Origin of the sequence: Streptomyces sp. NPDC086835, from assembly GCF_044745705.1 — a bacterium.
Taxonomy (GTDB): Bacteria; Actinomycetota; Actinomycetes; order Streptomycetales; family Streptomycetaceae; genus Streptomyces.
Genome location: NZ_JBIVAU010000002.1, coordinates 1,078,336 through 1,100,531 on the forward strand (window position 1 = coordinate 1,078,336; position 22,196 = coordinate 1,100,531).

Sequence of the window (22,196 nt, forward strand, 5' to 3'; positions counted from 1 at the left end):
GACCCGCATCGACGCACGTAAGAAAGGGGCACGCGGGGTGCTGCGACTCGTCGTACGAAGACTGCTACAGCTCATACCCACCCTGCTCGGCCTGTCGGTTCTGCTCTTCCTCTGGCTGAACCGGCTGCCCGGCGGACCCGCCTCAGCGATCCTGGGCGAGCGGGCGACCGAAGCCGAAGTGGCGCGTATCAACCGGGCCCTCGGGCTCGACCAGCCCGTCTACGTCCAGTACTGGCGCTTCCTCAAGCGCATCTTCGAACTGGACCTCGGTACCTCCACCCAGACCGGTCAGCCCGTGTGGGACGAGTTCGCGACACGGTTCCCGGCAACGGTGGAACTCAGCATCGTCGCGATCCTCATTGCCATCGTTGTCGGCATCCCGATGGGCTACCTGGCGGCCAAGCGCCGCGGCGGCTGGCTCGACGTCGGCGCGGTGTCCGGGTCGCTCATCGGTATCTGCATCCCGGTCTTCTTCCTCGCCCTGATCCTCAAGGGGATCTTCGCCGTCCAGCTGCAGCTGTTCCCGAGCTACGGACGGCTCGACACCGGCATGGACGCCACCGACGTCACCGGATTCGCCGTCCTCGACGGCCTGCTGACCGGCGAGCTGGACGCCAGCCTGGACGCGATCCACCATCTGATCCTGCCCGCCATCGCGCTGTCCTCCATCCCGCTCGCCGTCATCGTGCGCATGACCCGGGCCAGCGTCCTCGAGGTCCTCGGTGAGGACTACGTCCGCACGGCCGAGTCCAAGGGTCTCGACAAGCGGGTCGTCCGCGGCCGGCACGTGCTGCGCAACGCGCTGCTGCCCGTGGTCACCGCCGTGGGTCTGCTGACCGGAAGCCTGCTGTCCGGCGCGGTGCTGACGGAGTCGGTCTTCTCCTTCAACGGGATCGGCAACTTCATCCGCACCTCGATCGACGCCCGCGACTACCCGGTGCTCGTCGGGTTCATCCTCTTCATCGCGATGGTGTACGTCCTCATCAACCTCCTGGTCGACCTCGCGTACAGCCTTATCGACCCGAGAGTGCGGGTGCACTGACGTGACGACCATGACGAAGAAGGCCGACAAGATCGACCGGCTCGCAGAGCTGATGCAGACGTCCGAGGTCACGAGCGGCGCGAGTCTGTGGCGCGAGGCCATGCGGCGGCTCAAGGCCAGCAAGATGGCCATCATCGGCGCCGTCATCATCGCGCTGTTCGTGCTCCTCGCGATCATCGGACCGTGGCTCGCTCCGCACAGCCCGTCCGCACAGACGTGGCGCGGCGAAGTCTTCGCCAACAAGGGACAGTTCGTCGGCGCGCGCGGCGAGAACTGGTTCGGCCTCGACCACCTGGGCCGCGACATGTTCTCCCGGATCCTCGTCGGGGCCCGGCAGACCCTGATGGTCGGCGTGGTGTCGATGCTCATCGGTCTGATCGTCGGCGCGCTCGTCGGCGTTCTCTCCGGCGCCGCGGCGACCCTCGGCGGCAGGGCAGGCGAGCGCGTCGACACCGTGATCATGCGCTTCACCGACATCATGCTCTCGCTGCCGTCGCTGCTGCTGGCGGTCTCCATCGCCGCGGTGATGGGCCAGTCGCTGACCACCGTGATGATCGCGGTCGGCGTCGTGCAGATCCCGATCTTCGCGCGACTGCTGCGCGGTTCGATGCTGGTGCAGGGCAGCAGCGACTACGTGCTCGCGGCCAAGGCGCTCGGCATCCGGAAGAAGCGGATCGTCCTCACCCAGATCCTGCCGAACTCGCTCAGCCCGGTGATCGTCCAGGCGACGCTCAGCCTCGCCACCGCGATCATCGAGGCCGCGGCCCTGTCCTACCTGGGCCTCGGCAACCCCGACCCGGCGATCCCGGAGTGGGGCGTCATGCTCGCCCAGGCAGAACGGTTCTTCGACAACGAGCCGATGATGGCGGCCTACCCCGCCATCGGCATCATCATCACCGCCCTCGGCTTCACCCTGCTCGGCGAGGCCATGCGCGAAGCCCTCGACCCGAAGCTGCGAGGCTGAAGTCCCATGGCACTGCTCTCAGTTGAAGAACTCAGCGTCACCTTCACCGCCAAGGGCCGCAAGGACTCCACGGCCGTCGACGGCGTCTCGTTCGACGTCGACCAGGGCCAGGTGGTGGGCCTCGTGGGCGAGTCGGGCTGCGGCAAGTCCGTGACCTCGCTCGCCCTGATGGGCCTGCTGCCCGGCAAGGGCGTGAAGGTCGGCGGGCGCGCGGAGTTCGACGGCCAGGACCTGCTGAGCATGAGCCCGCGCAAGCTGCGGGACATGCGTGGCAGCCAGCTGGCGATGATCTTCCAGGACCCGCTGTCCTCGCTGAACCCGGTCGTACCCATCGGCGTCCAGGTCACCGAGATCCTCGAGCGCCACCGCGGGCTCAAGGGTGAGGCCGCCCGCAAGGAAGCGGCCGACCTGCTGGACCGGGTCGGCATCCCCGACCCGACCCGGCGGCTCAAGGAGTACCCGCACCAGCTGTCCGGCGGTATGCGCCAGCGCGCGCTCATCGCCATGGCCGTCGCGTGTGCGCCCCGGCTGCTCATCGCCGACGAGCCGACGACCGCGCTCGACGTGACCATCCAGGCGCAGATCCTGGAACTGCTCAAGGAACTGGTCGACCAGGAGGGCACCGCCCTGCTGATGATCACCCACGACCTGGGCGTCGTGGCCGGTCTCTGCGACCAGGTCAACGTGCTGTACGCGGGCCGGGCCGTCGAATCCGCGGGCCGCCGCGAGCTGTTCGCGCACCCCACCCACCCGTACGCGCACGGTCTGCTCGGGTCCATCCCCCGGCTGGACGCGCCGCGCGGCGAACCGCTCAGCCCCATCCGCGGATCCATCAACGACCGGATCGCCTGGGCGGACGGCTGCGCGTTCGCGCCGCGCTGCGACTACTACACGATGGAGTGCCTGACCGGCACACCCGAACTGACCGAACCGCGCGCGGCCGGACACCAGGTGCGTTGCGTCAACCCGGTCCTTCCCAAGCCCAAGGCGGAGGTCTCGGCATGAGCCTGCTCGAACTCGACGATGTGAAGGTCCACTTCCCCGTCAGGAAGGGCGTCCTCTTCAACCGCACGGTCGGCCATGTCTACGCGGTCGACGGTGTGTCGCTCAAGGTCGAGGCCGGCCAGACGTACGGGCTGGTGGGCGAGTCGGGCTGCGGCAAGACGACGCTCGGCCGCGGTGTGCTGCGGCTCGTGGACATCACCGACGGCGAGGTCGTCTTCGACGGGACGGACCTGGCGAAGCTGCCGGAGGAGGAGATGCGCCGGTACCGCCGGCGTCTGCAGATGGTCTTCCAGGACCCGCTCGGCAGCCTCAACCCGCGGCAGAACATCGAGTCGATCCTCAGCGAGGGCATGGCCGCGCACGGCATCGGCAAGGACCAGGACGAGCGCCGGGAACGGATCAAGGAGATCCTCGCCAAGGTGGGCCTGCCCACCAACGCGCTCTCCCGCTACCCGCACGAGTTCTCCGGCGGTCAGCGCCAGCGCATCGGCATCGCCCGGGCGCTGGTCCTCGAGCCCGACGTGATCATCTGCGACGAGCCGGTCTCGGCGCTCGACGTGTCGGTGCAGGCGCAGGTGATCAACCTGCTGGAGGAGCTCCAGGAGTCGATGGGCCTGACGTACCTCGTCATCGCCCACGACCTCGCCGTCGTCCGGCACATCTCGGACGTCATCGGCGTCATGTACCTCGGTTCCCTCGTGGAGGAGGCGCCGAGCGACGCGCTGTACGCGGGGCCCAAACACCCGTACACCAAGGCGCTCATGTCGGCGGTCCCGGTGCCCGACCCCGAGGTGGAGGACCGCCGCGAGCGGATCCTGCTCCAGGGAGACCTGCCCTCGCCGGCCAACCCGCCGGCCGGCTGCCGCTTCCACACCCGGTGCCCGTGGGCCCAGGACAGGTGCGCGGCCGAACGCCCGGTGCTGACGGACGTCGGTGACGGGCACAAGGTGGCGTGCCACTTCGCGGCCGAGATCGAGGCGGGGACGCTGGCGCTGACGCGCCCGACCGGCATCGAGGCGGTCACGGAGACCAAGGCCGTCGCGGCGGAGGGCCCCGACGCCGACAAGGTCGCGATCCCGGCGCAGTCGTCCGGGGACGAGTCGGCGGAGAAGAAGAAGGAGCAGGACTCCGCGGAGGCCGAGGAGCCGGCGGAGGCCGAGGCTCCGGTCGAGGCCGACACCGCTCCCGCGAAGGCCGGGGCTCCGGTCGAGGCCGACACCGCTCCCGCGAAGGCCGGGGCTCCGGTCGAGGCCGACGACGCCGTGGAGGCCGACGCTCCCGCGAAGGCGGACGACGCGCCGCCCGCGGACGCCGCCGACGCGGATGCCGGTTCGGACGACGCCGCCGACGCTCCGGAGTCGGACGCCTCCGGCGCGAAGTCGGCCAAGACCGGCTGACGGACCGCCGCACACCTTGGAGCACCGGGCGTTGTAGAACTGTCCGGTGCTCCAAGAACTGTTCACGCCCTCCGTCCAGCATGCTCTCGAAATCGTCGGCATCTTCGTCTTCGCGATCTCCGGGGCACTGCTCGCCGTCCGCAAGAACTTCGACGTGTTCGGCATGGCGGTCCTCGCCGAGGTCACGGCGCTTGGCGGCGGTCTGCTGCGCGACCTGATCATCGGGGCCGTACCGCCCGCGGCCTTCACCGATCTCGGGTACTTCGTCACACCACTGGTCGCGACGGCGCTGGTGTTCTTCCTGCACCCGCACGTGGAGCGGATCCAGGTGGCGGTCAACGTCTTCGACGCGGCCGGACTCGGCCTGTTCTGCGTGACGGGCACGACCAAGGCGTACGAGTACGGTCTCGGACTCACCTCCTCCGCCACCCTCGGCCTCGCCACGGCCGTCGGCGGAGGTGTGCTGCGCGATGTGCTGGCCAACGAGGTGCCCTCGCTGCTGCGCTGGGACCGTGACCTGTACGCCGTGCCGGCGATGGTGGGTGCGGCGATGGTCGTGCTGTGCATCCGCTTCGAGGTGCTGAACCCGTTCACGAGCGGGCTGGCCGTGGTGACGGCGTTCGTCCTGCGGCTGCTGGCGATGCGTTTCCACTGGCGGGCGCCGCGTGCCTGGAACCGGCGTTCAGAGGCTAGTGAGTGATGACCAGCGGGTGATGTCGAGCGGCCGGGCCGGATGGCGCCGGCGTGACGCCGTGCACAAAGCTACCGCTTAGTATTTGTCTGTTGTACCGTACCGCCATGGCAGAAGCAGCGACTCAGGCGACCGTCGGCAACAGTGAATTCGACCGGGACACGGCGATCACGCGGCGCGCGGACGGCGTCTACGACGTGGAACTCTCGGCGGGTTGGACGATCATCCACGCCGTAAACGGCGGTTATCTGCTGGCCCTGATGGGCCGGGCGCTCGGCGACGCGCTGCCGCACCCCGACCCCTTCTCCGTGTCGGCGCACTACCTCACGGCCTCCCAGCCGGGGCCCGCGGTGATCCGCACCCAGACCGTGCGCACCGGCCGCACGCTCTCCACCGGTCAGGCGTCCCTCTTCCAGTACGAGGAGGACGGCACCGAGGTCGAGCGGATCCGCGTGCTTGCCACGTACGGCGACCTCGACTCCCTGCCCGACGACGTCCGCACCGCCGCCGAGCCCCCGGCGATCCCGCCGCTCGAGCAGTGCCTCGGACCGGCCGACGGGCAGCCCGCGATCCCCGGCAGCTCCGCGATCACGGAACGGCTGGACATCAAGCTGGACCCGGCGACCGTCGGATGGGCGCTCGGCGCCCCCTCCGGCAAGGGTGAGATGCGGGGCTGGTTCGGTCTCGCGGACGGCCGCGACGCGGACCCGCTGTCCCTGCTGCTGACGGTGGACGCGCTGCCTCCGACGTCGTTCGAACTCGGGCTCTCCGGCTGGACCCCGACGGTCGAACTGACCACCCACATCCGCTGCCGCCCGGCGCCCGGACCGCTGCGGGTCTCGATCACGACGCGGAACCTGGCGGGTGGCTTCCTGGAGGAGGACGCGGACGTCTGGGACTCCGCGGACCGCCTGGTGGCCCAGTCCCGCCAGCTGGCCAAGGCCCCTCGGGGCCGGTAGCCCCCGCTGCGGTCCCGCCGTATCGGCGCACCCGCCGTCAGAACGACTCCGGCTGCCTCCCGCCCGCTGTGATGGGAGGCAGCCGTCGCGTTTCCGGCAGGAAGGTCACGGGCCGTCCAGCCAGTGGCTGCGGCCGAGGCTGATGAGACGCAACTGCCGTACGGCCAGGGCGCGGACCTTGTCCTCGCCGCCGGGGCCGGCCTCGAGGAAGGACGAGGCCGTCATCACCATGTGGTCCACGTACACGCCGGCCAGCATTCGGAGGTCCTCCTCGCTCCAGCCGGCCGACTCCGGCTCGCCGGCGAACGCGGCCGCCACCTCTTCGGAGAACCGGTCGAGTTGCTCGCCTATCGCCGCGCGGACCGCCGCCACGCCGCCGTGCCGTTCGCGGGCGATGAAACGGACATGTGCGGGTGAGGTGCTCACGAGCCCGGCGACCAGCGCCACCGTCCGCTCGATGCGGGCCTCGTCGTGGGGCTCCCGCAGCGCCTCCCCGATCGTGAGGTGCAGGCTGCCGAGCGTCTCCTCGACGAGTGCCACGCCGAGGTCCGCCGTGTCGCGGAAGTGCCGGTAGAACGCGGTCGGTGCGACACCCACGGCCCGGGTGACCTCACGCAGCCCGAGGCTGCTCAGGCTCTGCTCCTCGAGCAGCTGCAGCGCGGCATCGAGGAGGGCCTGGCGGGTCTTCTGCTTCTGGGCCTGACGGATGCCGACGGTGTGACTCATGACATCGAGTAAACAACCGTTCTCCGAAGAAGGGAAGAGTAGACTCGCCAGTCAGTGAACAGTCGTACTGACAAGTGTTCACCGAGAAGTCGCCGAAAGGATGACGATGATCGCCCTTGTAGCAGCACTTCTTCTGCTGGGAATCATGCTGGGCGCCGTGGTCCAACTCCCCGCGTCCGTCTCGCTGGTGGCAGCCTCCGTCATCGGCTGCTGGCTGCTCGTCTTCGCCGTGCGCGAGCGCGGCCGGGCCCGCCGCGACTGAACCGCCCGCACAGTCCTCGTACCGGAACCGGAAGGAGAGACGTCATGCAACTCGCCGAACTCGTACGTCCCCAGCACCGTGGCGACGACCGCCGCCCAGCCGCCGCGGTCGGCACCGAAGACACCCCCGAGGCGCCGACGGCCGCGAACGGCAAGGCGGACGGCCCGGCGAACGACTCCGCGGCGGAACGCCGCAAGGACGCAGACGGCATGGCCGTCGCAGCCTTCGTGCTCGGCCTCGTCGGGCTGCTCGTCATGAACATCGTGCTCGGCCCCACCGCCGTCGTGCTCGCGGCACTCGCCCTCCGGCGCGGCACCGTACGCCGCGGCCGCGCCCTGCTCGGTCTCGCCCTCGGCGTCGCCGATCTCGTGGTGCTGGCCGTGCTCGTGACCGTCAACGGGACCGTCGTCTGGGGCTTCGGCGGCTGACCGCCCACTGGTCCCGGCCGGGACAGAGCCGCTCCCGGCCCCCCACCCGCCCCGCCCGGGGCGCAGGTCCGAGGTCCGTGCACCCCTGCGCCGCGTCCGCGCCCCCGGAGAGCCTCGTAGAATCGAGGCCACCATGGCTTACCTCGACCACGCCGCGACCACTCCGATGCTGCCGGAGGCCGTCGAGGCGATGACCGCCCAGCTCTCCGTCACCGGCAACGCCTCCGCACTCCACGCAGCCGGGCGACGGGCCCGCCGTACCGTCGAGGAGGCCCGCGAGACGCTCGCGGAGGCACTCGGCGCCAGGCCCAGTGAAGTCGTCTTCACCTCGGGCGGTACCGAGGCCGACAACCTCGCCGTGAAGGGCCTGTACTGGTCACGCCGCGGCGCCGACCCGGCCCGCACCCGCGTACTCGCCAGCCCCGTCGAGCACCACGCCGTGCTCGACGCGGTGGACTGGCTCAGCGAACACGAGGGCGCGACCGTCGAGTACCTGCCCGTCGACCCGTACGGCAGAGTCCACCCCGAGGCGTTGCGCGAGGCCATCGGACGGAACCCGGACGACGTGGCCTTCGCCACCGTCATGTGGGCCAACAACGAGATCGGCACGGTCATGCCGGTCGCCGAACTCGCTGCCGTGGCGAAGGAGTTCGACGTACCGCTGCACGCCGACGCGGTCCAGGCGTTCGGGCAGCTCGAGGTGGACTTCGCCGCGTCGGGACTGGCCGCGATGACGGTCTCCGGACACAAGATCGGCGGCCCGTACGGCATCGGCGCCCTGCTGCTCGGCCGCGAGTACAGCCCCGTCCCCGTGCTGCACGGCGGCGGCCAGGAACGCCACGTACGCTCCGGCACCCTCGACGCCCCGGCCATCGCCGCCTTCGCCGTGGCCGGCCGGCTGGCCGCCGAACGGCGCGAGGACTTCGCCCGCGACATCGGCTCCCTGCGCGACGACCTCGTTCGCGCCGTGCGGACCGCCGTCCCCGACGCGATCCTCGGCGGCGACCCGGACGACCGGCTGCCCGCCAACGCGCACTTCACCTTCCCCGGCTGCGAGGGCGACTCGCTGCTCCTGCTCCTCGACGCCCAGGGCATCGAATGCTCCACCGGCTCCGCCTGCACCGCCGGCGTCGCCCAGCCCAGCCACGTCCTGCTCGCCACCGGCACCGACCCGGACCTCGCCCGCGGCACCCTGCGCTTCAGCCTCGGCCACACCTCGACGAAGGCCGACGTGGAAGCCGTCGCCCAGGCCATCGGCCCGGCGGTCGAACGGGCGCGTACGGCCGGCCTGAGCTAGCTCCCCCTGCTCGAACCGCTCGGTGCGGCTCCTGCGGCCCCGGCCAGGTGCTCGGGCTCCCGTGGCAGGTGGTGCCCGCCGTCGCCGTAGCGGTCGTCGGATTCGTGGCCCGGCAGCTCCACCGGCACGGCGGCCGGCTGCCGGGTCCGCGGACGGGAAAGGGTGACAGCGGCGCCTGGCGCCGGCGCGTCGGACGGGGCGGGCTCAGCCGCTGCTCTCCGCCAGCTCCGCCGCCCGCCGGGCCGCCGGCATCTCCGCCGCGACGAGCTTCATGTACTTCGGCCAGTCCCAGTGCGGCCCCGGGTCGGTGTGGTCCGCCCCCGGGACCTCGACATGTCCCACGATGTGCTCCCGGTCCACCGGTATGCCGCGGCGCACGCAGATGTCCGCCGTCAGCTTCGCCGAGCCGCGGTACATCGCGTCGGTGAAGTCCTGCGGCCGGTCCACGAAGCCCTCGTGCTCGATGCCGATGCTGCGCTCGTTGTACGAGCGGTTTCCGGCGTGGTACGCGACGTCGAGCTCGCGGATCATCTGCGCCACATGGCCGTCCTTGCGCACCACGTAGTGGGTCGCCGCGCCGTGCAGGGGATCCCTGAAGACCTTGAGCGCGGTCGGATAGCTGCCCTGCACGACGTGTATGACGACCCGGTCGATCTCGAAGTCGTCGGGGCGGTCGGCCAGCCGCCAGTTCGCCGCGTTCGCCGCGACCCACTGCGCGCCCGCGTGGTCGATCTCGCCCTCCTTGCGCGGCGTGCGCACCCACGGCATGCCCCGCCACAGCCGGCGCAGCTCCTCCTCGACCAGCACGCCCCCACCGATGACCGCCGCCCCGCCGCCGATCAGCACGGCCCGCCTGCTCACGCCGTGCTTCTTGCCGCCGCTGCCGTGCTTGTTGTCGCTGCCCATGACGGTCACAACGCATACTCGCGAGCTTTCGGTTCCCAGGCACCCGTACCCTGGTAGCGCTATGACTGAGACTTCCCAGCGCCCCCTCCGCGTCCTCGCCGCCATGTCCGGCGGCGTGGACTCCGCCGTCGCCGCCGCCCGTGCGGCAGAGGCCGGTCACGACGTGACCGGCGTGCACCTGGCGCTCTCCGCGAACCCGCAGTCGTTCCGCACAGGTGCCCGCGGCTGCTGCACCATCGAGGACTCGCGCGACGCGCGCCGCGCCGCGGACGTCATCGGCATCCCCTTCTACGTGTGGGACCTGGCAGAACGCTTCCGCGAGGACGTCGTCGAGGACTTCATCGCCGAGTACGAGGCGGGCCGCACGCCCAACCCGTGCCTGCGCTGCAACGAGAAGATCAAGTTCGCCGCGCTGCTGGACAAGGCCCTCGCGCTGGGCTTCGACGCGGTGTGCACCGGCCACTACGCCACCGTGGTCCTGAAGGACGACGGCAGCCGCGAGCTGCACCGCGCCAGCGACATGGCCAAGGACCAGTCGTACGTGCTGGGCGTCCTCGACGAGAGGCAGCTCGCGCACGCGATGTTCCCGCTCGGCGACACGCTGACCACCAAGGACGAGATCCGGGCGGAGGCCGAGCGGCGCGGGCTCGCGGTCGCGAAGAAGCCCGACAGTCACGACATCTGCTTCATTGCCGACGGTGACACCCAGGGCTTTCTGGCGGACCGCCTCGGCACCGCGGAGGGCGACATCGTCGACGAGTCGGGCACGAAGCTCGGGAGTCACGACGGCGCCTTCGGGTTCACCATCGGGCAGCGCAAGGGCCTGCGCATCGGCCACCCCGCGCCCGACGGCAAGCCGCGCTACGTCCTGGACATCTCCCCGGTGAACAACACCGTGACCGTCGGCCCGGTCGAGGCCCTCGATGTCACCGCCCTGACCGCGATCAAGCCCCGCTGGTGCGGCGCGGCCCCGGAGGGCCCCGGCACGTACACCGCCCAGCTGCGTGCCCACGGCGGTGAGACGGAGGTGACGGCCGAGCTGGTCGACGGCTCCGAGCTGCGGGTCACTTTCACCGAGCCGGTCCGCGGCGTGGCCCCCGGCCAGGCGGTCGTCCTCTACGACGGCACGCGGGTGGTCGGCTCGGCGACGATCGCGACCACGACCCGGCGGGCGACGGCGGTCGCCTAGGCATTCCCCTCCGGATCCGGTCGGGCCCGGCAGGATCCGCCCGAAAAAGGATGGACCCGGCAGGATCCGGAAGCGGGATGCCCTAGACCGCCTGCTCCTCCAGGAACGCCAGCAGCGCCGCGTTGAACCGTGCGGGCTGCTCGGCCCCCGGGAGGTGCCCTGCGTCCTCGATCAGTGTGAGCGTGGCGTGCGGGACCAGAGCCCGCATCGCCTCCGCGTCACAGACGGGGGTGTACGCGTCGTCCGTCCCGACGACGATCAGCACCGGCGTCTGCACCGCGGCCAGCGTGTCGCGGTAGTCGGGCCGTTCCGCGCGGCCGCGGAGGGCCGCCGCCGCGCCCTCGGGTGCGGTCGTGCGCATCATCGTCAGCACCTGCGCAGCGACGTCCGGCATCGCCGTGACGTTGTACGCCGCCAGCATCTTGTCGATCACTTCGTCCGCGTACCCGTCCATGCCCTCGGCGAGCAGCCGGTCGGCGAGGCGGTTGCGGAAGGCCTTGCCCTCCTCCGTCTCCGCGACCGGAGAAGTGTCCGACAGGACGAGCGCCCGCACCCGCGGCGCGTACGAACGCTGGAACTCCATCGCGATCTGGCCGCCCATGGAGACCCCGCCGACCACCACGCGCTCGAGACCGAGATGGTCGAGGAGGCCCGCGATGTCGTCGGCGAAGTCGGAGAGCAGGGTCTTGCCGGGTACGACCTCGCTCTCGCCGTAACCGCGCAGGTCGGGTGTGATCACGCGGTATCCGGCCGCGGTCAGGGCCTCGGCCTGGGGTGCCCAGAGGGAGCGGTTGAAAGGGTGTCCGTGGACGAGGACGACAGGCACCCCGTCGGCCGGTCCCTGGTCGCTGTAGTGGATCGCTGCACCGTTGACGGTCACTCGGCTCATGCCGGGCACTCTACAAGCGTGATCAGGGACATGATCGGCGCCAACCGGCCGTGACCGGGCGGCACTTCCGGCCACGCCCCGGTCCACAGGAGGTGGTGAGGACCTGACCGGGCCTCACGGCCGGGCCGTCACTCGGCGAAGAACCGGACCAGCGTCGGCGCCAGTACGTGCGGGGCCACTTCGTGCGTCTGGCCCGTCAAGCTGCGGTGGCGGCCGTGGGGGAGGGCCGTCGCCACCGCGCGGGCGGCGTCGCGCAGCCCGGTGGGGCTCGCGCCGCCGTCGACCACCATCACCCGGGCGGTGACGGAGGCGAGGAGCGCCGTGGGCACCATGCCGTCGCCCATCACCTCGTGGTCGTACGCCAAGGTGTGCGCGAGCGCCTCCATGTCGGACCACGCCGGCAGCGCACGGAGGCCGGCGACGGCCTCCTCGGGCATCCCTGGCGCGGTCAGGAAAGCGGCGAGCGCGTCACCCCGCCGCCCTTGGGCGAGGAGCGCCGTCATCCGGCCGACGTACTCGGTGTTGCCCTGCACGGCCGCCGGGTCGGTCTCGAACGGCGGTTCATAGAGGGACAGTCGGGTGATCGGCAACCCGGCCGCCGCGGCGCGCAGCGCCAGCGCCGCGCCCGAGGAAGTGCCGTGGACGGCAAAGTGCCCGCCCGCCGCCCCGATGACGGCCGCGAGGTCCTCGATCTCGCGCTGCACCGCGTACGGGGCCGTGTCGCCGCTGGCTCCCCGGCCGCGGCGGTCGTACGTGAACACGCTGAAATGCGGGGCGAGCAGTTCCGCCAGCGGCGCGTCCGACGCGGCCGTGCACAGCGCTCCGCCCACCAGCACCAACGCCGGTCCGCTGCCTCGCCGTTCGTAGGCGATGAGGGTGCCGTCCGCGGACTCGGCCTTCATCACAGCCGTGCTCATGGTGGTGTCCATGAGAGGGCTGACCGGGCCGCTCGCGAGAACTCATCGGTCCGGCGGGAAATTCCGTAAGAGATGTCAGTGCCCCCCTTTACGGTGGTCGCATGAACATCTGCGTCTTCCTCTCCGCCGCCGACCTCGACGAGCGCTACACCCGACCCGCCCGCGAGTTCGCCGAGCTCATCGGCAAGGGCGGTCACACACTGGTGTGGGGCGGTTCGGAGAGCGGGCTGATGAAGGTCGTGGCGGACGGTGTGCAGGAGGCCGGCGGCCGGCTGGTCGGCGTCTCCGTCGAGTTCCTTCAGGCCAAGGCGCGGGCGAACGCCGACGAGATGGTGATCGCCAAGGACCTCGCAGAGCGCAAGGCGCTGCTGCTCGCCAAGTCCGACGCCGTCGTGATCATGGTCGGTGGCACCGGGACGCTCGACGAGGCGACCGAGATCCTGGAGCTGAAGAAGCACGGCCATCACGCCAAGCCGGTCGTCCTGCTCAACGCCGCGGGGTTCTACGACGGGCTCAAGCAGCAGTTCCAGCGGATGGAGGAGGAGGGCTTCCTGCCCGTGCCGCTCACCGACCTCGTGTTCTTCGCCGAGGACGGCGCCGGCGCCATGGCGTACCTCGAAGAGTCCGCCGGCATCCAGTAGTGCGAGCATGGCGGGCATGACCACCCATCTGATCACCGGCGCAGGATCCGGCATCGGCGCGGCCGTCGCGCGTCGTCTGCACGAGCGGGGCGACGATCTCGTCCTCGTCGCGCGCGACGCGGGCCGTGCCAAGGAATTCGAGGCGCGCTACCCGGGAGCCGGCACGCTCGTCGCCGACCTGGCGGACCCCGACCGGATCTCCTGGGCCCTCGGGCACCAGTCCATGCCTTCGAGCGTCGACTCGCTGCTGCACATCGCGGGCATCGTCGACCTCGGACCGGTCGGCGACCTGCGTCCGAAGACATGGCACCAGCAGCTCAACGTGAACCTGATCGCGCCCGCCGAACTGACCCGGCTGTTCCTTCCCCAACTGCGGGCCGCCCAGGGCCATGTGGTCTTCGTCAACTCCGGCGCCGGCCTCGCCGCCCACGCCGAGTGGGCCGCGTACGCCGCCTCCAAGCACGGCCTGAAGGCCCTCGCCGACTCCCTGCGGCACGAGGAGCACGCCGCCGGGGTACGGGTCACCTCCGTCTACCCCGGGCGTACCGCGAGCCCCATGCAGGCCAAGGTGCACTCGCAGGAGGGCAAGGAGTACGACGCCTCCCGCTGGATCGACCCCGAGTCGGTCGCCACGGCGATCCTGACCGCGCTGGACCTGCCGCGCGACGCGGAGATCAACGATCTGACGGTGCGGCCGGGGCGCTGAGCGCGGGGGCACGTACGCTGCCGGGGTGAGCGAGAAGAACGAATTCCGATGGGGCCCCGCGACCGGCGTGGGCTCCCTGCCCGGCGGTGACGCACGCGAGGCGGCGAGGACGGTCACCGGGTCCTTCGAGGAGTTTGTCCACCTGGCGGAACTGCCCGCCCGGGGGCCGGGCGCCGACATGATCGGCCGGACCATCGGCCTGCTGGTCGAGATGTACGGCCATGTGGAGCCGAGCGGCTGGCGGATCAGCGACCGGCCCGGTCGCGACACCCGCAGGGCCCGCTCCTGGATGGGCGAGGACCTCGACGCGCTCGAGGAGTTCACCCAGGGCTACGAGGGGCCGCTGAAGGTGCAGGCCGTCGGCCCGTGGACGCTCGCCGCCGCCCTCGAGCGGCGCGGCGGCGAGGCCGCGCTCGGTGACCCCGGCGCCTGCCGGGACCTCGCCGCCTCCCTCGCCGAGGGGTTGCGAGAACACCTCGCCGAGGTGCGCCGCCGCGTCCCCGGCGCCCGTGTCGTGCTCCAGCTCGACGAGCCGTCGCTCACGGCCGTGCTGCGCGGGCAGGTCAGGACCGCCAGCGGCTACCGCACGTACCGTGCCGTCGACCGGCAGGTCGTCGAGAGCGGGCTGCGGGAGGTCATGGCGGCCGCGGACGGGCCGGTGGTGGTGCACTCCTGCGCACCGGACGTGCCGTTCGCGCTGCTGCGCCGCGCCGGTGTGCAGGGAATCTCGTTCGATTTCGGTCTGCTCACGGAACGTGACGAGGAGTCCATCGGGGAGGCAGTGGAGGGCGGCACCAAGCTCTTCGCGGGCATCGTCCCCTCCACCGACGCCGCGTCGGCCGGATTGTCGGTGGGCGCCGATATCGTCAAGGGTGTACGGACACTGTGGCGCAGGCTGGGGCTGAATCCGGGGACTCTCACCGAGTCGATCGTGATCACTCCGACGTGCGGGCTCGCGGGCGCCTCGCCCGCGTACGCCCGGGCGGCGCTCGCCCACTGTGTCCGCGCCGCGAGATCCCTCGCGGACAACCCTGAGTAACGGGTGCACGGACAACGGGAGGACGAAACGGTGGCCGGCGAACAGCAGACGAACCTGCCCGCCCAGGCACGGGAGGAGCACGCGCTCCTGTCCGAGCAGATCGAGGAGCACCGCTTCCGGTACTACGTGAAGGACAGCCCCGTCATCAGCGACGCGGAGTTCGACAAGCTCCTCCGGGAGCTCGAAGGGCTCGAGGAGCGCTATCCGGAGCTGCGCACGCCCGACTCGCCGACCCAGAAGGTCGCGGGGGACTACGAGACCGAGCTCACCAAGGTCGAGCACCGCGAGCGGATGCTCTCCCTGGACAACGCCTTCGACGACGCGGAGCTCGCCGCATGGGCCGAGCGCGTCGCCCGTGACGTCGGCGCCCCCGGCTACCACTTCCTGTGCGAGCTGAAGGTCGACGGCCTCGCGGTCAACCTCACCTACGAGAAGGGCCGGCTGACCCGTGCGGCGACCCGCGGCGACGGGCGCGTGGGCGAGGACATCACTCCGAACGTCCGCACCATCGCCGGTATCCCGGACCGGCTGGGGGGCGACCGCATCCCCGACCTGGTGGAGATCCGCGGCGAGGTCTACTTCCCGATGGAGCAGTTCCAGGAGCTCAACGCCCGCCGTGTGGCAGCCGGTGAGCAGCCCTATGCCAACCCGCGGAACTCGGCCTCCGGTTCACTGCGCCAGAAGGACCCCAAGGTCACCGCCACGCTGCCGCTGCGCATGGTGGTGCACGGCATCGGCGCCCGCGCGGGCCTGACGATCGACCGGCTCTCCCAGGCGTACGACCTGCTCCGCGAGTGGGGCCTGCCCACCGCCCGGCACAACAAGGTGGTCGGCTCGCTCGACGAGGTGCGGGAGTTCATCGCCTACTTCGGAGAGCACCGCCACTCCGTGGAGCACGAGATCGACGGGGTCGTGGTCAAGCTCGACGAGATCCCGCTGCAGGGCCGTCTGGGGTCGACCGCGCGTGCGCCGCGCTGGGCGATCGCCTGGAAGTACGCGCCGGAAGAGGTCAACACCAAGCTGGTCAACATCCGCGTCGGTGTCGGCCGCACCGGCCGCGTCACCCCGTACGCACAGGTCGAGCCGGTGACGGTGGCGGGGTCGGAGGTCGAGTTCGCGACCCTGCACAACCAGGACGTGGTCAAGGCCAAGGGCGTCCTCATCGGCGACACGGTGGTGCTGCGCAAGGCCGGTGACGTCATCCCCGAGATCCTCGGCCCGGTGGTGGATCTGCGGGACGGCAGCGAGCGGGAGTTCGTGATGCCGGCCGAGTGCCCCGAGTGCGGCACCGCGCTGCGGCCCATGAAGGAGGGCGACGTCGACCTGCGCTGCCCCAACGCCCGCTCGTGCCCCGCCCAGTTGCGGGAGCGGCTCTTCTACCTGGCGGGACGCAGGGCCCTCGACATCGAGCACTTCGGTTACGTCGCCGCCGCGGCGCTCACCCAGCCGCTGGAGCCCGCGGATCCGCCGCTCGCCGACGAGGGCGACCTGTTCGACCTCACCATGGAGCAGCTGCTGCCCATCAAGGCATACGTCCTCGACCAGGACAGCGGCCTTCCCAAGCGTGACCCGAAGACCGGCGAGGACAAGATCGCGACGGTGTTCGCCAACCAGAAGGGCGAGCCGCGCAGGAACGCCGTGGCGATGCTGGAGAACATCGCGGCGGCCAAGGAGCGCCCGCTGGCACGGATCATCACGGGACTGTCGATCCGTCATGTGGGCCCGGTCGCCGCCGAGGCGCTCGCCCGTGAGTTCCGGTCCATCGACCGCATCGAGCAGGCGACGGAGGAGGAGCTCGCGGCCGTCGACGGCGTGGGCCCGACCATCGCCGCCGCGCTCAAGCAGTGGTTCGAGGAGGACTGGCACCGCGAGATCCTGCGCAAGTGGCGTGCGGCGGGCGTGCGGATGGAGGAGCACGGCCCGGGGGAGGACGCGGGGCCGCGTCCGCTCGAAGGGCTGACGGTCGTCGTCACCGGAACGCTGGAGAACCACACCAGGGATGGCGCAAAAGAAGCGCTCCAGGGCCTCGGAGCGAAAGTGGCCGGTTCCGTATCGAAGAAGACGAGCTTCGTGGTGGTCGGTGACAATCCCGGCTCCAAGTACGACAAGGCCGTGCAGTTGAAGGTGCCGGTTCTGGACGAGTCGGGCTTCGCGGTCCTCCTCGAAGAGGGACCGGAGGCGGCTCGTGAGGCTGCTGTGACCGAGGAGGCGTGACAAAAGGGGCTCGGACGGGCGCTCGGCGGGGGCGCGTGAGGCGCACCGCCGTGGCACGAGGGGCAGGATCCGGACGCCCGGAGCGCCGGTGGAACGCCCAGTACAGGTCACGCGTTCACCGCATACCAGATGGTTAAGGGTGGTCGGGTCGCATTCGGGCAAGACCTGTAGAGCGCTGCCCGTGCGGGTCTCCCGCGGCCTACTGTTGAAATGTGCGCCTGTCGTGCACGGCTGCGTGGTGGGATTCAGTCGTGGTGGCATGACAACGGGAGCCATCGCGAGGCACCGCCGGCTGTGAGAGGGACGGGAATGAAACCGACCGAGAGCGCCGCCCCGGTCTCACGGCCGCGTGCACTCGCGGCCCTGGTGGGCAGGAAACCCGGCCTGCCCGCGGCCGTCGTGGCAACTGCCGCGCTCGTGCTGGGAATCGGAGTCGTACGGGCCCTCCAGGAGGGGCAGGCGCTCTTCCCCGGCTCCACCGTCGGCTGGTCGCTCGCCGTGCTCACCGGGATCATCGTCGGGCATCTCGTCGCTCTCGGTCGCGACCGCTGGTGGGGCGGCGCGGGATCGGGTGCCGCGCTGACCCTCGCCACGCTGCTCCTGTACGGCTGGGTGGCGGCCGGCCTGGTCTCCCTCGCCGTCGTGGCCCTCGTCGGCGCCGCCTGCCGCAACCGCTGGCGGCAAGGCGTGTTGCACGGCGCCGTCGACATCCTCGGTATCGGAGCGGCGGCGCTCGCGCTCGCTCTCTTCGATGTCGTGCCCACCGTCGAGCGGCCCTGGGACCCGCTCAGCTGGGAGCCCGCGGCCGCGCCCGAGGTGATCCTCGCCGCCACCGCGTATCTGGGCGCCACCCGGCTGCTGCTCTGGTACGTGCTGGCACCGCAGGCCGGCGGTCTGCCGACCGTCGCCCGCACCGCCCTGCTGCGGCAGGGCCTCGTCGCCGTCGCGCTCGTCGGCATAGCGCCGCTGATCTGCGTCGTCGCCGTCGCGATGCCGCTGCTGCTGCCGCTGTTCGCCGTACCGCTGATCGCGCTGGACTCCACGCTGTGGATCGCCAGGGCCAGGGCGGAGGAGCAGCTCCGTGACCCGCTCACCGGGCTGCCCAACCGGCAGTGGCTGCTGGAGCGCACATGGTCCGCGCTGGAGGACGCGGAGAGCAGCGGCGCGCGCGCCGCGCTGGTCCTGATCGACCTCGACCGCTTCCGGTCCGTCAACGACACACTCGGTCATCTCGCGGGGGACCGGCTCCTGCTGCAGATCGCCGAACGGCTCCGGCTCGCTCTTCCTCGCGGTGCGGAGGCCGCGCGGCTCGGCGGCGACGAGTTCGCCGTGCTGCTGCCCACCGCCGACTCCACGACGTCCGCGCAGCGGATCGCCAGGCACCTCGTGGCCGAACTGTCCTCCCCGCTCGACCTCGACGGACTCACCCTCGTCCTGGAGGCCAGCGCCGGACTCGCCGTCTTCCCCGACCACGCGCTGGACGCCGAAGGGCTGCTGCGCCGCGCGGACGTGGCGATGTACCAGGCCAAGCGCGACCGGACAGGCGTCGAGGTGTACGAGTCCAAGCGTGACAGCAACACCCCCGACCGGCTCGGTCTCCTCGGCGACCTGCGGCGCGCGCTGGACGCCGGAGACGTCGAACTCCACTACCAGCCCAAGGTCCGCTTCGACGGGCACGTCGCCGGTCTCGAGGCCCTGGTGCGCTGGGTCCACCCCGAGCGGGGGCGGGTCCCTCCGGACGAGTTCATCGCCATCGCAGAGTCCTCCGGACTGATGCCGCACCTGACCGAGTACGTCCTCGAGACGGCGCTCGCCCAGGTCGCCACATGGCGCGCGCAGGGACTCGAGGTCCCTGTCGCCGTCAACGTCTCGCCCCGCGACGTCCACACACCCGGCTTCGCCGGGGCCGTGGCCGCGAGGCTCGCCCGGCACGGGGTTCCCGCGGGAGCGCTCCAGCTGGAAATAACGGAACACGTGCTGCTGGAGGACCCGCAGCGGGCCGCGGACACCCTGGCCGGGCTCGCCGATCACGGCGTGAAGATGTCGCTGGACGACTTCGGCACCGGCTACTCGTCACTGGTGCATCTGCGCCGGCTGCCCGTCAGCGAGCTGAAGATCGACCGCTCCTTCGTGGCTCGGCTCGCGGTCGACGCCGAGGACGCGGAGATCGTCCGCTGCACCGTGGACCTCGCCCACTCGCTCGGCCTGCTGGTGGTCGCGGAGGGCGTCGAGGACGACGAGACCTGGGAGCGGCTGAGGGACCTGCGCTGCGACGCGGTGCAGGGATGGCTGGTCGCCGCGGCGATGCCTCCGCAGGAGGCCACGGCGTGGCTGCTGGCCCGTGGGGAGCACGGCTGGCACCGCCCGGCCCTCCCGGCGGCCGGTGAGATCCCCCCGCCCCAGCCGCGCGCGGACCGCACCTCGGGCCGCGCGGTGACGTAGCCCGCTGACGGCGGCGTTCCCACCCGACGGCGGCCCGCGGTCGGCGCGCCCCGTCCCTGGCGGGCAGCGGCTGCCGGCCCGCCGGGGGTGCCCGGCGTCCCCCGGCCGGCCAGTTCGGTCCTGTGGACCACCGGACGCCCGGCCGTCTCGGTCACGGTGGCGCTCCCGTGTGCGTAGCGACCGAGCGGGCCGGGGGCGGTATGGCCGACACGGCACGGAACGCGGGCGGCGCGGCCCCCGCAGCGGGGCAAGGGGCGTGAGCCGCCGCGGCGTGGCCCGGCGCGGGGCCGGGTTTCGGGGTGGGGGTACCACTCACGGCCACCCGGCCGCATGGGTGCGGCGGGAGGGGGGAACGCAAACCGTTTCACGGTCAGCGGCGCTCGCCCCATAGGATTGGGCCAAAACCATCACACTCACCCCTGAGGATCGCTGCATGCCTGGCATCACGCGCGAGGAGGTCGCCCACCTCGCACGGCTGGCGCGTCTGGAGCTGTCCGGCGAAGAGCTCGAGCACTTCGCCGGACAGCTCGACGACATCATCGGCGCGGTCGCCCGCGTCTCCGAGGTCGCCGACCAAGACGTACCGCCGACCTCCCACCCGCTGCCGCTGACCAACGTCATGCGCGCGGACGAGGTCCGTCCGTCGCTCACCCCCGAGCAGGCGCTCTCCGGCGCCCCGGCCCAGGAGCAGCAGCGTTTCAAGGTGCCGCAGATCCTGGGGGAGGACTAATCACCATGTCGGACAGCATCATCAAGCTCACCGCCGCCGAGATCGCCGCGAAGATCGCCGCCGGCGAGCTCACGGCCGTCGAGGTGACGCAGGCCCACCTGGCCCGTATCGAGGCCGTCGACGAGAAGGTCCACGCCTTCCTCCACGTCGACCGCGAGGGCGCCCTCGCGCAGGCCCGCGCCGTCGACGAGAAGCGCGCGAAGGGCGAGAAGCTCGGTCCTCTCGCCGGTGTGCCGCTCGCGCTGAAGGACATCTTCACCACCGAGGGCATCCCCACCACGGTCGGCTCCAAGATCCTCGAGGGCTGGATCCCGCCGTACGACGCGACGGTCACCCAGCGGCTCAAGGCGGCCGACGTCGTCATCCTCGGCAAGACCAACATGGACGAGTTCGCCATGGGGTCCTCGACCGAGAACAGCGCGTACGGCCCGACGGGCAACCCGTGGGACCTCACCCGTATCCCCGGCGGCTCCGGCGGTGGCTCCAGTGCCGCGCTCGCCTCCTACGAGGCGCCGCTCGCCATCGGCACGGACACCGGCGGCTCGATCCGTCAGCCCGCCGCCGTGACCGCGACGGTCGGCGTCAAGCCCACGTACGGCGGAGTGTCGCGGTACGGCATGGTCGCGTTCAGCAGCAGCCTCGACCAGGGCGGGCCGTGCGCCCGTACCGTCCTCGACGCCGCCCTGCTCCACGAGGTCATCGCCGGGCACGACCCGCTCGACTCGACGTCCATCGACGCGCCGGTCCCGCCGGTCGTCGAGGCGGCCCGCAACGGGTCCGTGGCCGGGATGCGCGTCGGCATCGTCAAGCAGTTCCGCGGCGAGGGCTACCAGGCCGGCGTCGTGCAGCGCTTCGACGAGTCGGTGGAGCTGCTGAAGGAGCTCGGCGCCGAGATCGTCGAGCTGGACTGCCCGTCCTTCGACCTGGCGCTTTCCGCGTACTACCTGATCGCGCCCTCCGAGTGCTCCTCGAACCTCGCCCGCTTCGACGCCATGCGTTACGGCCTGCGGGTCGGCGACGACGGCACGAAGTCCGCGGAGGACGTCACCGCGCTCACCCGCGAGGCCGGCTTCGGTGACGAGGTCAAGCGCCGCATCATGCTCGGCACGTACGCGCTCAGCTCCGGCTACTACGACGCGTACTACGGCTCCGCGCAGAAGGTCCGCACCCTCATCACCCGGGACTTCGAGAAGGCGTTCGAGCAGGTCGACGTGATCGTCTCCCCGACGACGCCGACCACCGCCTTCCCGATCGGCGAGCGCGCCGACGACCCGATGGCGATGTACCTCGCGGACCTGTGCACCATCCCGACCAACCTGGCCGGCAACGCGGCCATGTCGCTGCCCTGCGGTCTCGCACCGGAGGACGGCCTGCCCGTCGGCCTGCAGATCATCGCCCCGGCCATGAAGGACGACCGTCTGTACAAGGTCGGTGCAGCCGTCGAGGCGGCGTTCGTGGAACGCTGGGGGCACCCGCTGCTCGAGGAGGCTCCGTCGCTATGAGTGCCATGGCAAAGAAGGCCAAGAACTTCAAGAAGTCCAGGACCGGGCTGTACGTATCGCTCGGCAGCACCGCGTTCGGCGCGATCAGCGTCGCCAAGCAGGCCAAGCTGGCCCGCGAGGACGGCGACACGCTGCGGCTGATCGACGCCGCGGTGTCCGCCGCCGCCATCGTCACCGGCCTGGCCATCCTCTACCGCGAGCTGAAGCGGCTCGGCGACGACGACGTTCTGCTGGGCTGAGAGGGAAAGTT

The 22,196-nt window shown here is 71.2% G+C and carries 22 protein-coding genes; 18 read left to right on the forward strand and 4 right to left on the reverse strand.

Annotation, left to right across the window (positions count from 1 at the left end):
• Positions 1-37: 37 nt before the first annotated feature.
• The 6 genes from ACIPJI_RS10970 to ACIPJI_RS10995 all read left to right on the forward strand — a co-directional run bounded on the left by ACIPJI_RS10970 (position 38) and on the right by ACIPJI_RS10995 (position 6,058).
• Positions 38-1,042 (forward strand): ABC transporter permease, encoded by a 1,005-nt coding sequence (locus tag ACIPJI_RS10970; protein WP_307708410.1) that lies wholly within the window; start codon positions 38-40, stop codon positions 1,040-1,042.
• 10 nt (positions 1,043-1,052) lie between these two features.
• Positions 1,053-2,006 carry an ABC transporter permease gene (locus ACIPJI_RS10975; protein WP_159694983.1) on the forward strand — a complete coding sequence of 318 codons (954 nt, stop codon included), beginning with the start codon at positions 1,053-1,055 and terminating at the stop codon, positions 2,004-2,006.
• A 6-nt stretch (positions 2,007-2,012) separates the two neighbouring features.
• Positions 2,013-3,011: an ABC transporter ATP-binding protein gene (locus ACIPJI_RS10980; RefSeq protein WP_356621108.1), complete on the forward strand. Its 999-nt coding sequence runs from the start codon at positions 2,013-2,015 to the stop codon at positions 3,009-3,011.
• A complete protein-coding gene (locus tag ACIPJI_RS10985; protein ID WP_402245659.1) occupies positions 3,008-4,408 on the forward strand; it encodes an ABC transporter ATP-binding protein in 1,401 nt (466 codons plus the stop codon). Before ACIPJI_RS10980 ends, ACIPJI_RS10985 begins: the two co-directional genes overlap by 4 nt.
• A 46-nt stretch (positions 4,409-4,454) precedes the next feature.
• Complete coding sequence (locus tag ACIPJI_RS10990) at positions 4,455-5,108, forward strand: trimeric intracellular cation channel family protein (RefSeq protein ID WP_307708413.1); 654 nt, start codon at positions 4,455-4,457, stop codon at positions 5,106-5,108.
• Positions 5,109-5,206: 98 nt separating this feature from the next.
• The gene (locus tag ACIPJI_RS10995; protein WP_356621110.1) at positions 5,207-6,058 is read left to right on the forward strand and encodes a thioesterase family protein; all 852 of its coding nucleotides are present in this window, start codon (positions 5,207-5,209) and stop codon (positions 6,056-6,058) included.
• 105 nt (positions 6,059-6,163) lie between these two features.
• On the opposite strand, the gene ACIPJI_RS11000 is transcribed toward ACIPJI_RS10995, so the two are convergent.
• Positions 6,164-6,784: a TetR family transcriptional regulator gene (locus tag ACIPJI_RS11000; protein ID WP_402245661.1), complete on the reverse strand. Its 621-nt coding sequence runs from the start codon at positions 6,782-6,784 to the stop codon at positions 6,164-6,166.
• 106 nt (positions 6,785-6,890) lie between these two features.
• On the opposite strand from ACIPJI_RS11000, the gene ACIPJI_RS11005 reads away from it, so the two are divergent.
• The 3 genes from ACIPJI_RS11005 (at position 6,891) to ACIPJI_RS11015 (ending at position 8,771) form a co-directional block, all read left to right on the forward strand.
• Positions 6,891-7,046, forward strand: coding sequence for a hypothetical protein (locus tag ACIPJI_RS11005; RefSeq protein WP_037773700.1), 156 nt, complete (start codon positions 6,891-6,893; stop codon positions 7,044-7,046).
• A gap of 44 nt (positions 7,047-7,090) precedes the next feature.
• On the forward strand, positions 7,091-7,474 hold the full coding sequence (locus tag ACIPJI_RS11010) for a hypothetical protein (RefSeq protein ID WP_402245663.1): 384 nt from the start codon (positions 7,091-7,093) through the stop codon (positions 7,472-7,474).
• 133 nt (positions 7,475-7,607) lie between these two features.
• Entirely contained in the window at positions 7,608-8,771 is a 1,164-nt protein-coding gene (locus ACIPJI_RS11015; RefSeq protein ID WP_402245665.1) for a cysteine desulfurase family protein, read from the forward strand.
• Positions 8,772-8,975: 204 nt separating this feature from the next.
• Here the strand turns inward: ACIPJI_RS11015 and ACIPJI_RS11020 are convergent, their stop codons facing one another.
• Positions 8,976-9,677 carry an N-acetylmuramoyl-L-alanine amidase gene (locus ACIPJI_RS11020; RefSeq protein ID WP_402245667.1) on the reverse strand — a complete coding sequence of 234 codons (702 nt, stop codon included), beginning with the start codon at positions 9,675-9,677 and terminating at the stop codon, positions 8,976-8,978.
• A 61-nt stretch (positions 9,678-9,738) separates the two neighbouring features.
• Between ACIPJI_RS11020 and mnmA the strand changes: the two genes are divergently transcribed.
• On the forward strand, positions 9,739-10,866 hold the full coding sequence (mnmA, locus tag ACIPJI_RS11025) for a tRNA 2-thiouridine(34) synthase MnmA (RefSeq protein ID WP_402245669.1): 1,128 nt from the start codon (positions 9,739-9,741) through the stop codon (positions 10,864-10,866).
• Positions 10,867-10,948: 82 nt separating this feature from the next.
• Here the strand turns inward: mnmA and ACIPJI_RS11030 are convergent, their stop codons facing one another.
• Positions 10,949-11,755, reverse strand: coding sequence for an alpha/beta fold hydrolase (locus tag ACIPJI_RS11030; RefSeq protein WP_402245671.1), 807 nt, complete (start codon positions 11,753-11,755; stop codon positions 10,949-10,951).
• Positions 11,756-11,883: 128 nt separating this feature from the next.
• Positions 11,884-12,672: an alpha/beta fold hydrolase gene (locus ACIPJI_RS11035; RefSeq protein ID WP_356621116.1), complete on the reverse strand. Its 789-nt coding sequence runs from the start codon at positions 12,670-12,672 to the stop codon at positions 11,884-11,886.
• Positions 12,673-12,773: 101 nt separating this feature from the next.
• Here ACIPJI_RS11035 and ACIPJI_RS11040 point away from each other — a divergent pair, with 101 nt between their 5' ends.
• From ACIPJI_RS11040 to ACIPJI_RS11075, 8 genes are all read left to right on the forward strand, one after another.
• Positions 12,774-13,313: a TIGR00730 family Rossman fold protein gene (locus ACIPJI_RS11040; protein ID WP_307708424.1), complete on the forward strand. Its 540-nt coding sequence runs from the start codon at positions 12,774-12,776 to the stop codon at positions 13,311-13,313.
• 7 nt (positions 13,314-13,320) lie between these two features.
• Entirely contained in the window at positions 13,321-14,019 is a 699-nt protein-coding gene (locus ACIPJI_RS11045; RefSeq protein WP_307708425.1) for an SDR family oxidoreductase, read from the forward strand.
• A 25-nt stretch (positions 14,020-14,044) separates the two neighbouring features.
• Complete coding sequence (locus tag ACIPJI_RS11050; protein ID WP_307708426.1) at positions 14,045-15,058, forward strand: methionine synthase; 1,014 nt, start codon at positions 14,045-14,047, stop codon at positions 15,056-15,058.
• A gap of 30 nt (positions 15,059-15,088) precedes the next feature.
• Entirely contained in the window at positions 15,089-17,272 is a 2,184-nt protein-coding gene (gene ligA / locus ACIPJI_RS11055; protein WP_402245675.1) for an NAD-dependent DNA ligase LigA, read from the forward strand.
• Positions 17,273-17,581: 309 nt separating this feature from the next.
• Positions 17,582-19,714, forward strand: coding sequence for a putative bifunctional diguanylate cyclase/phosphodiesterase (locus ACIPJI_RS11060; RefSeq protein ID WP_402245677.1), 2,133 nt, complete (start codon positions 17,582-17,584; stop codon positions 19,712-19,714).
• A 433-nt stretch (positions 19,715-20,147) separates the two neighbouring features.
• On the forward strand, positions 20,148-20,444 hold the full coding sequence (gene gatC, locus ACIPJI_RS11065) for an Asp-tRNA(Asn)/Glu-tRNA(Gln) amidotransferase subunit GatC (protein WP_005311569.1): 297 nt from the start codon (positions 20,148-20,150) through the stop codon (positions 20,442-20,444).
• Positions 20,445-20,449: 5 nt separating this feature from the next.
• Entirely contained in the window at positions 20,450-21,946 is a 1,497-nt protein-coding gene (gene gatA / locus ACIPJI_RS11070; protein WP_356621119.1) for an Asp-tRNA(Asn)/Glu-tRNA(Gln) amidotransferase subunit GatA, read from the forward strand.
• On the forward strand, positions 21,943-22,185 hold the full coding sequence (locus ACIPJI_RS11075; protein ID WP_307708430.1) for a hypothetical protein: 243 nt from the start codon (positions 21,943-21,945) through the stop codon (positions 22,183-22,185). The genes gatA and ACIPJI_RS11075 overlap by 4 nt, the downstream gene beginning before the upstream one ends.
• Positions 22,186-22,196: the final 11 nt, after the last annotated feature.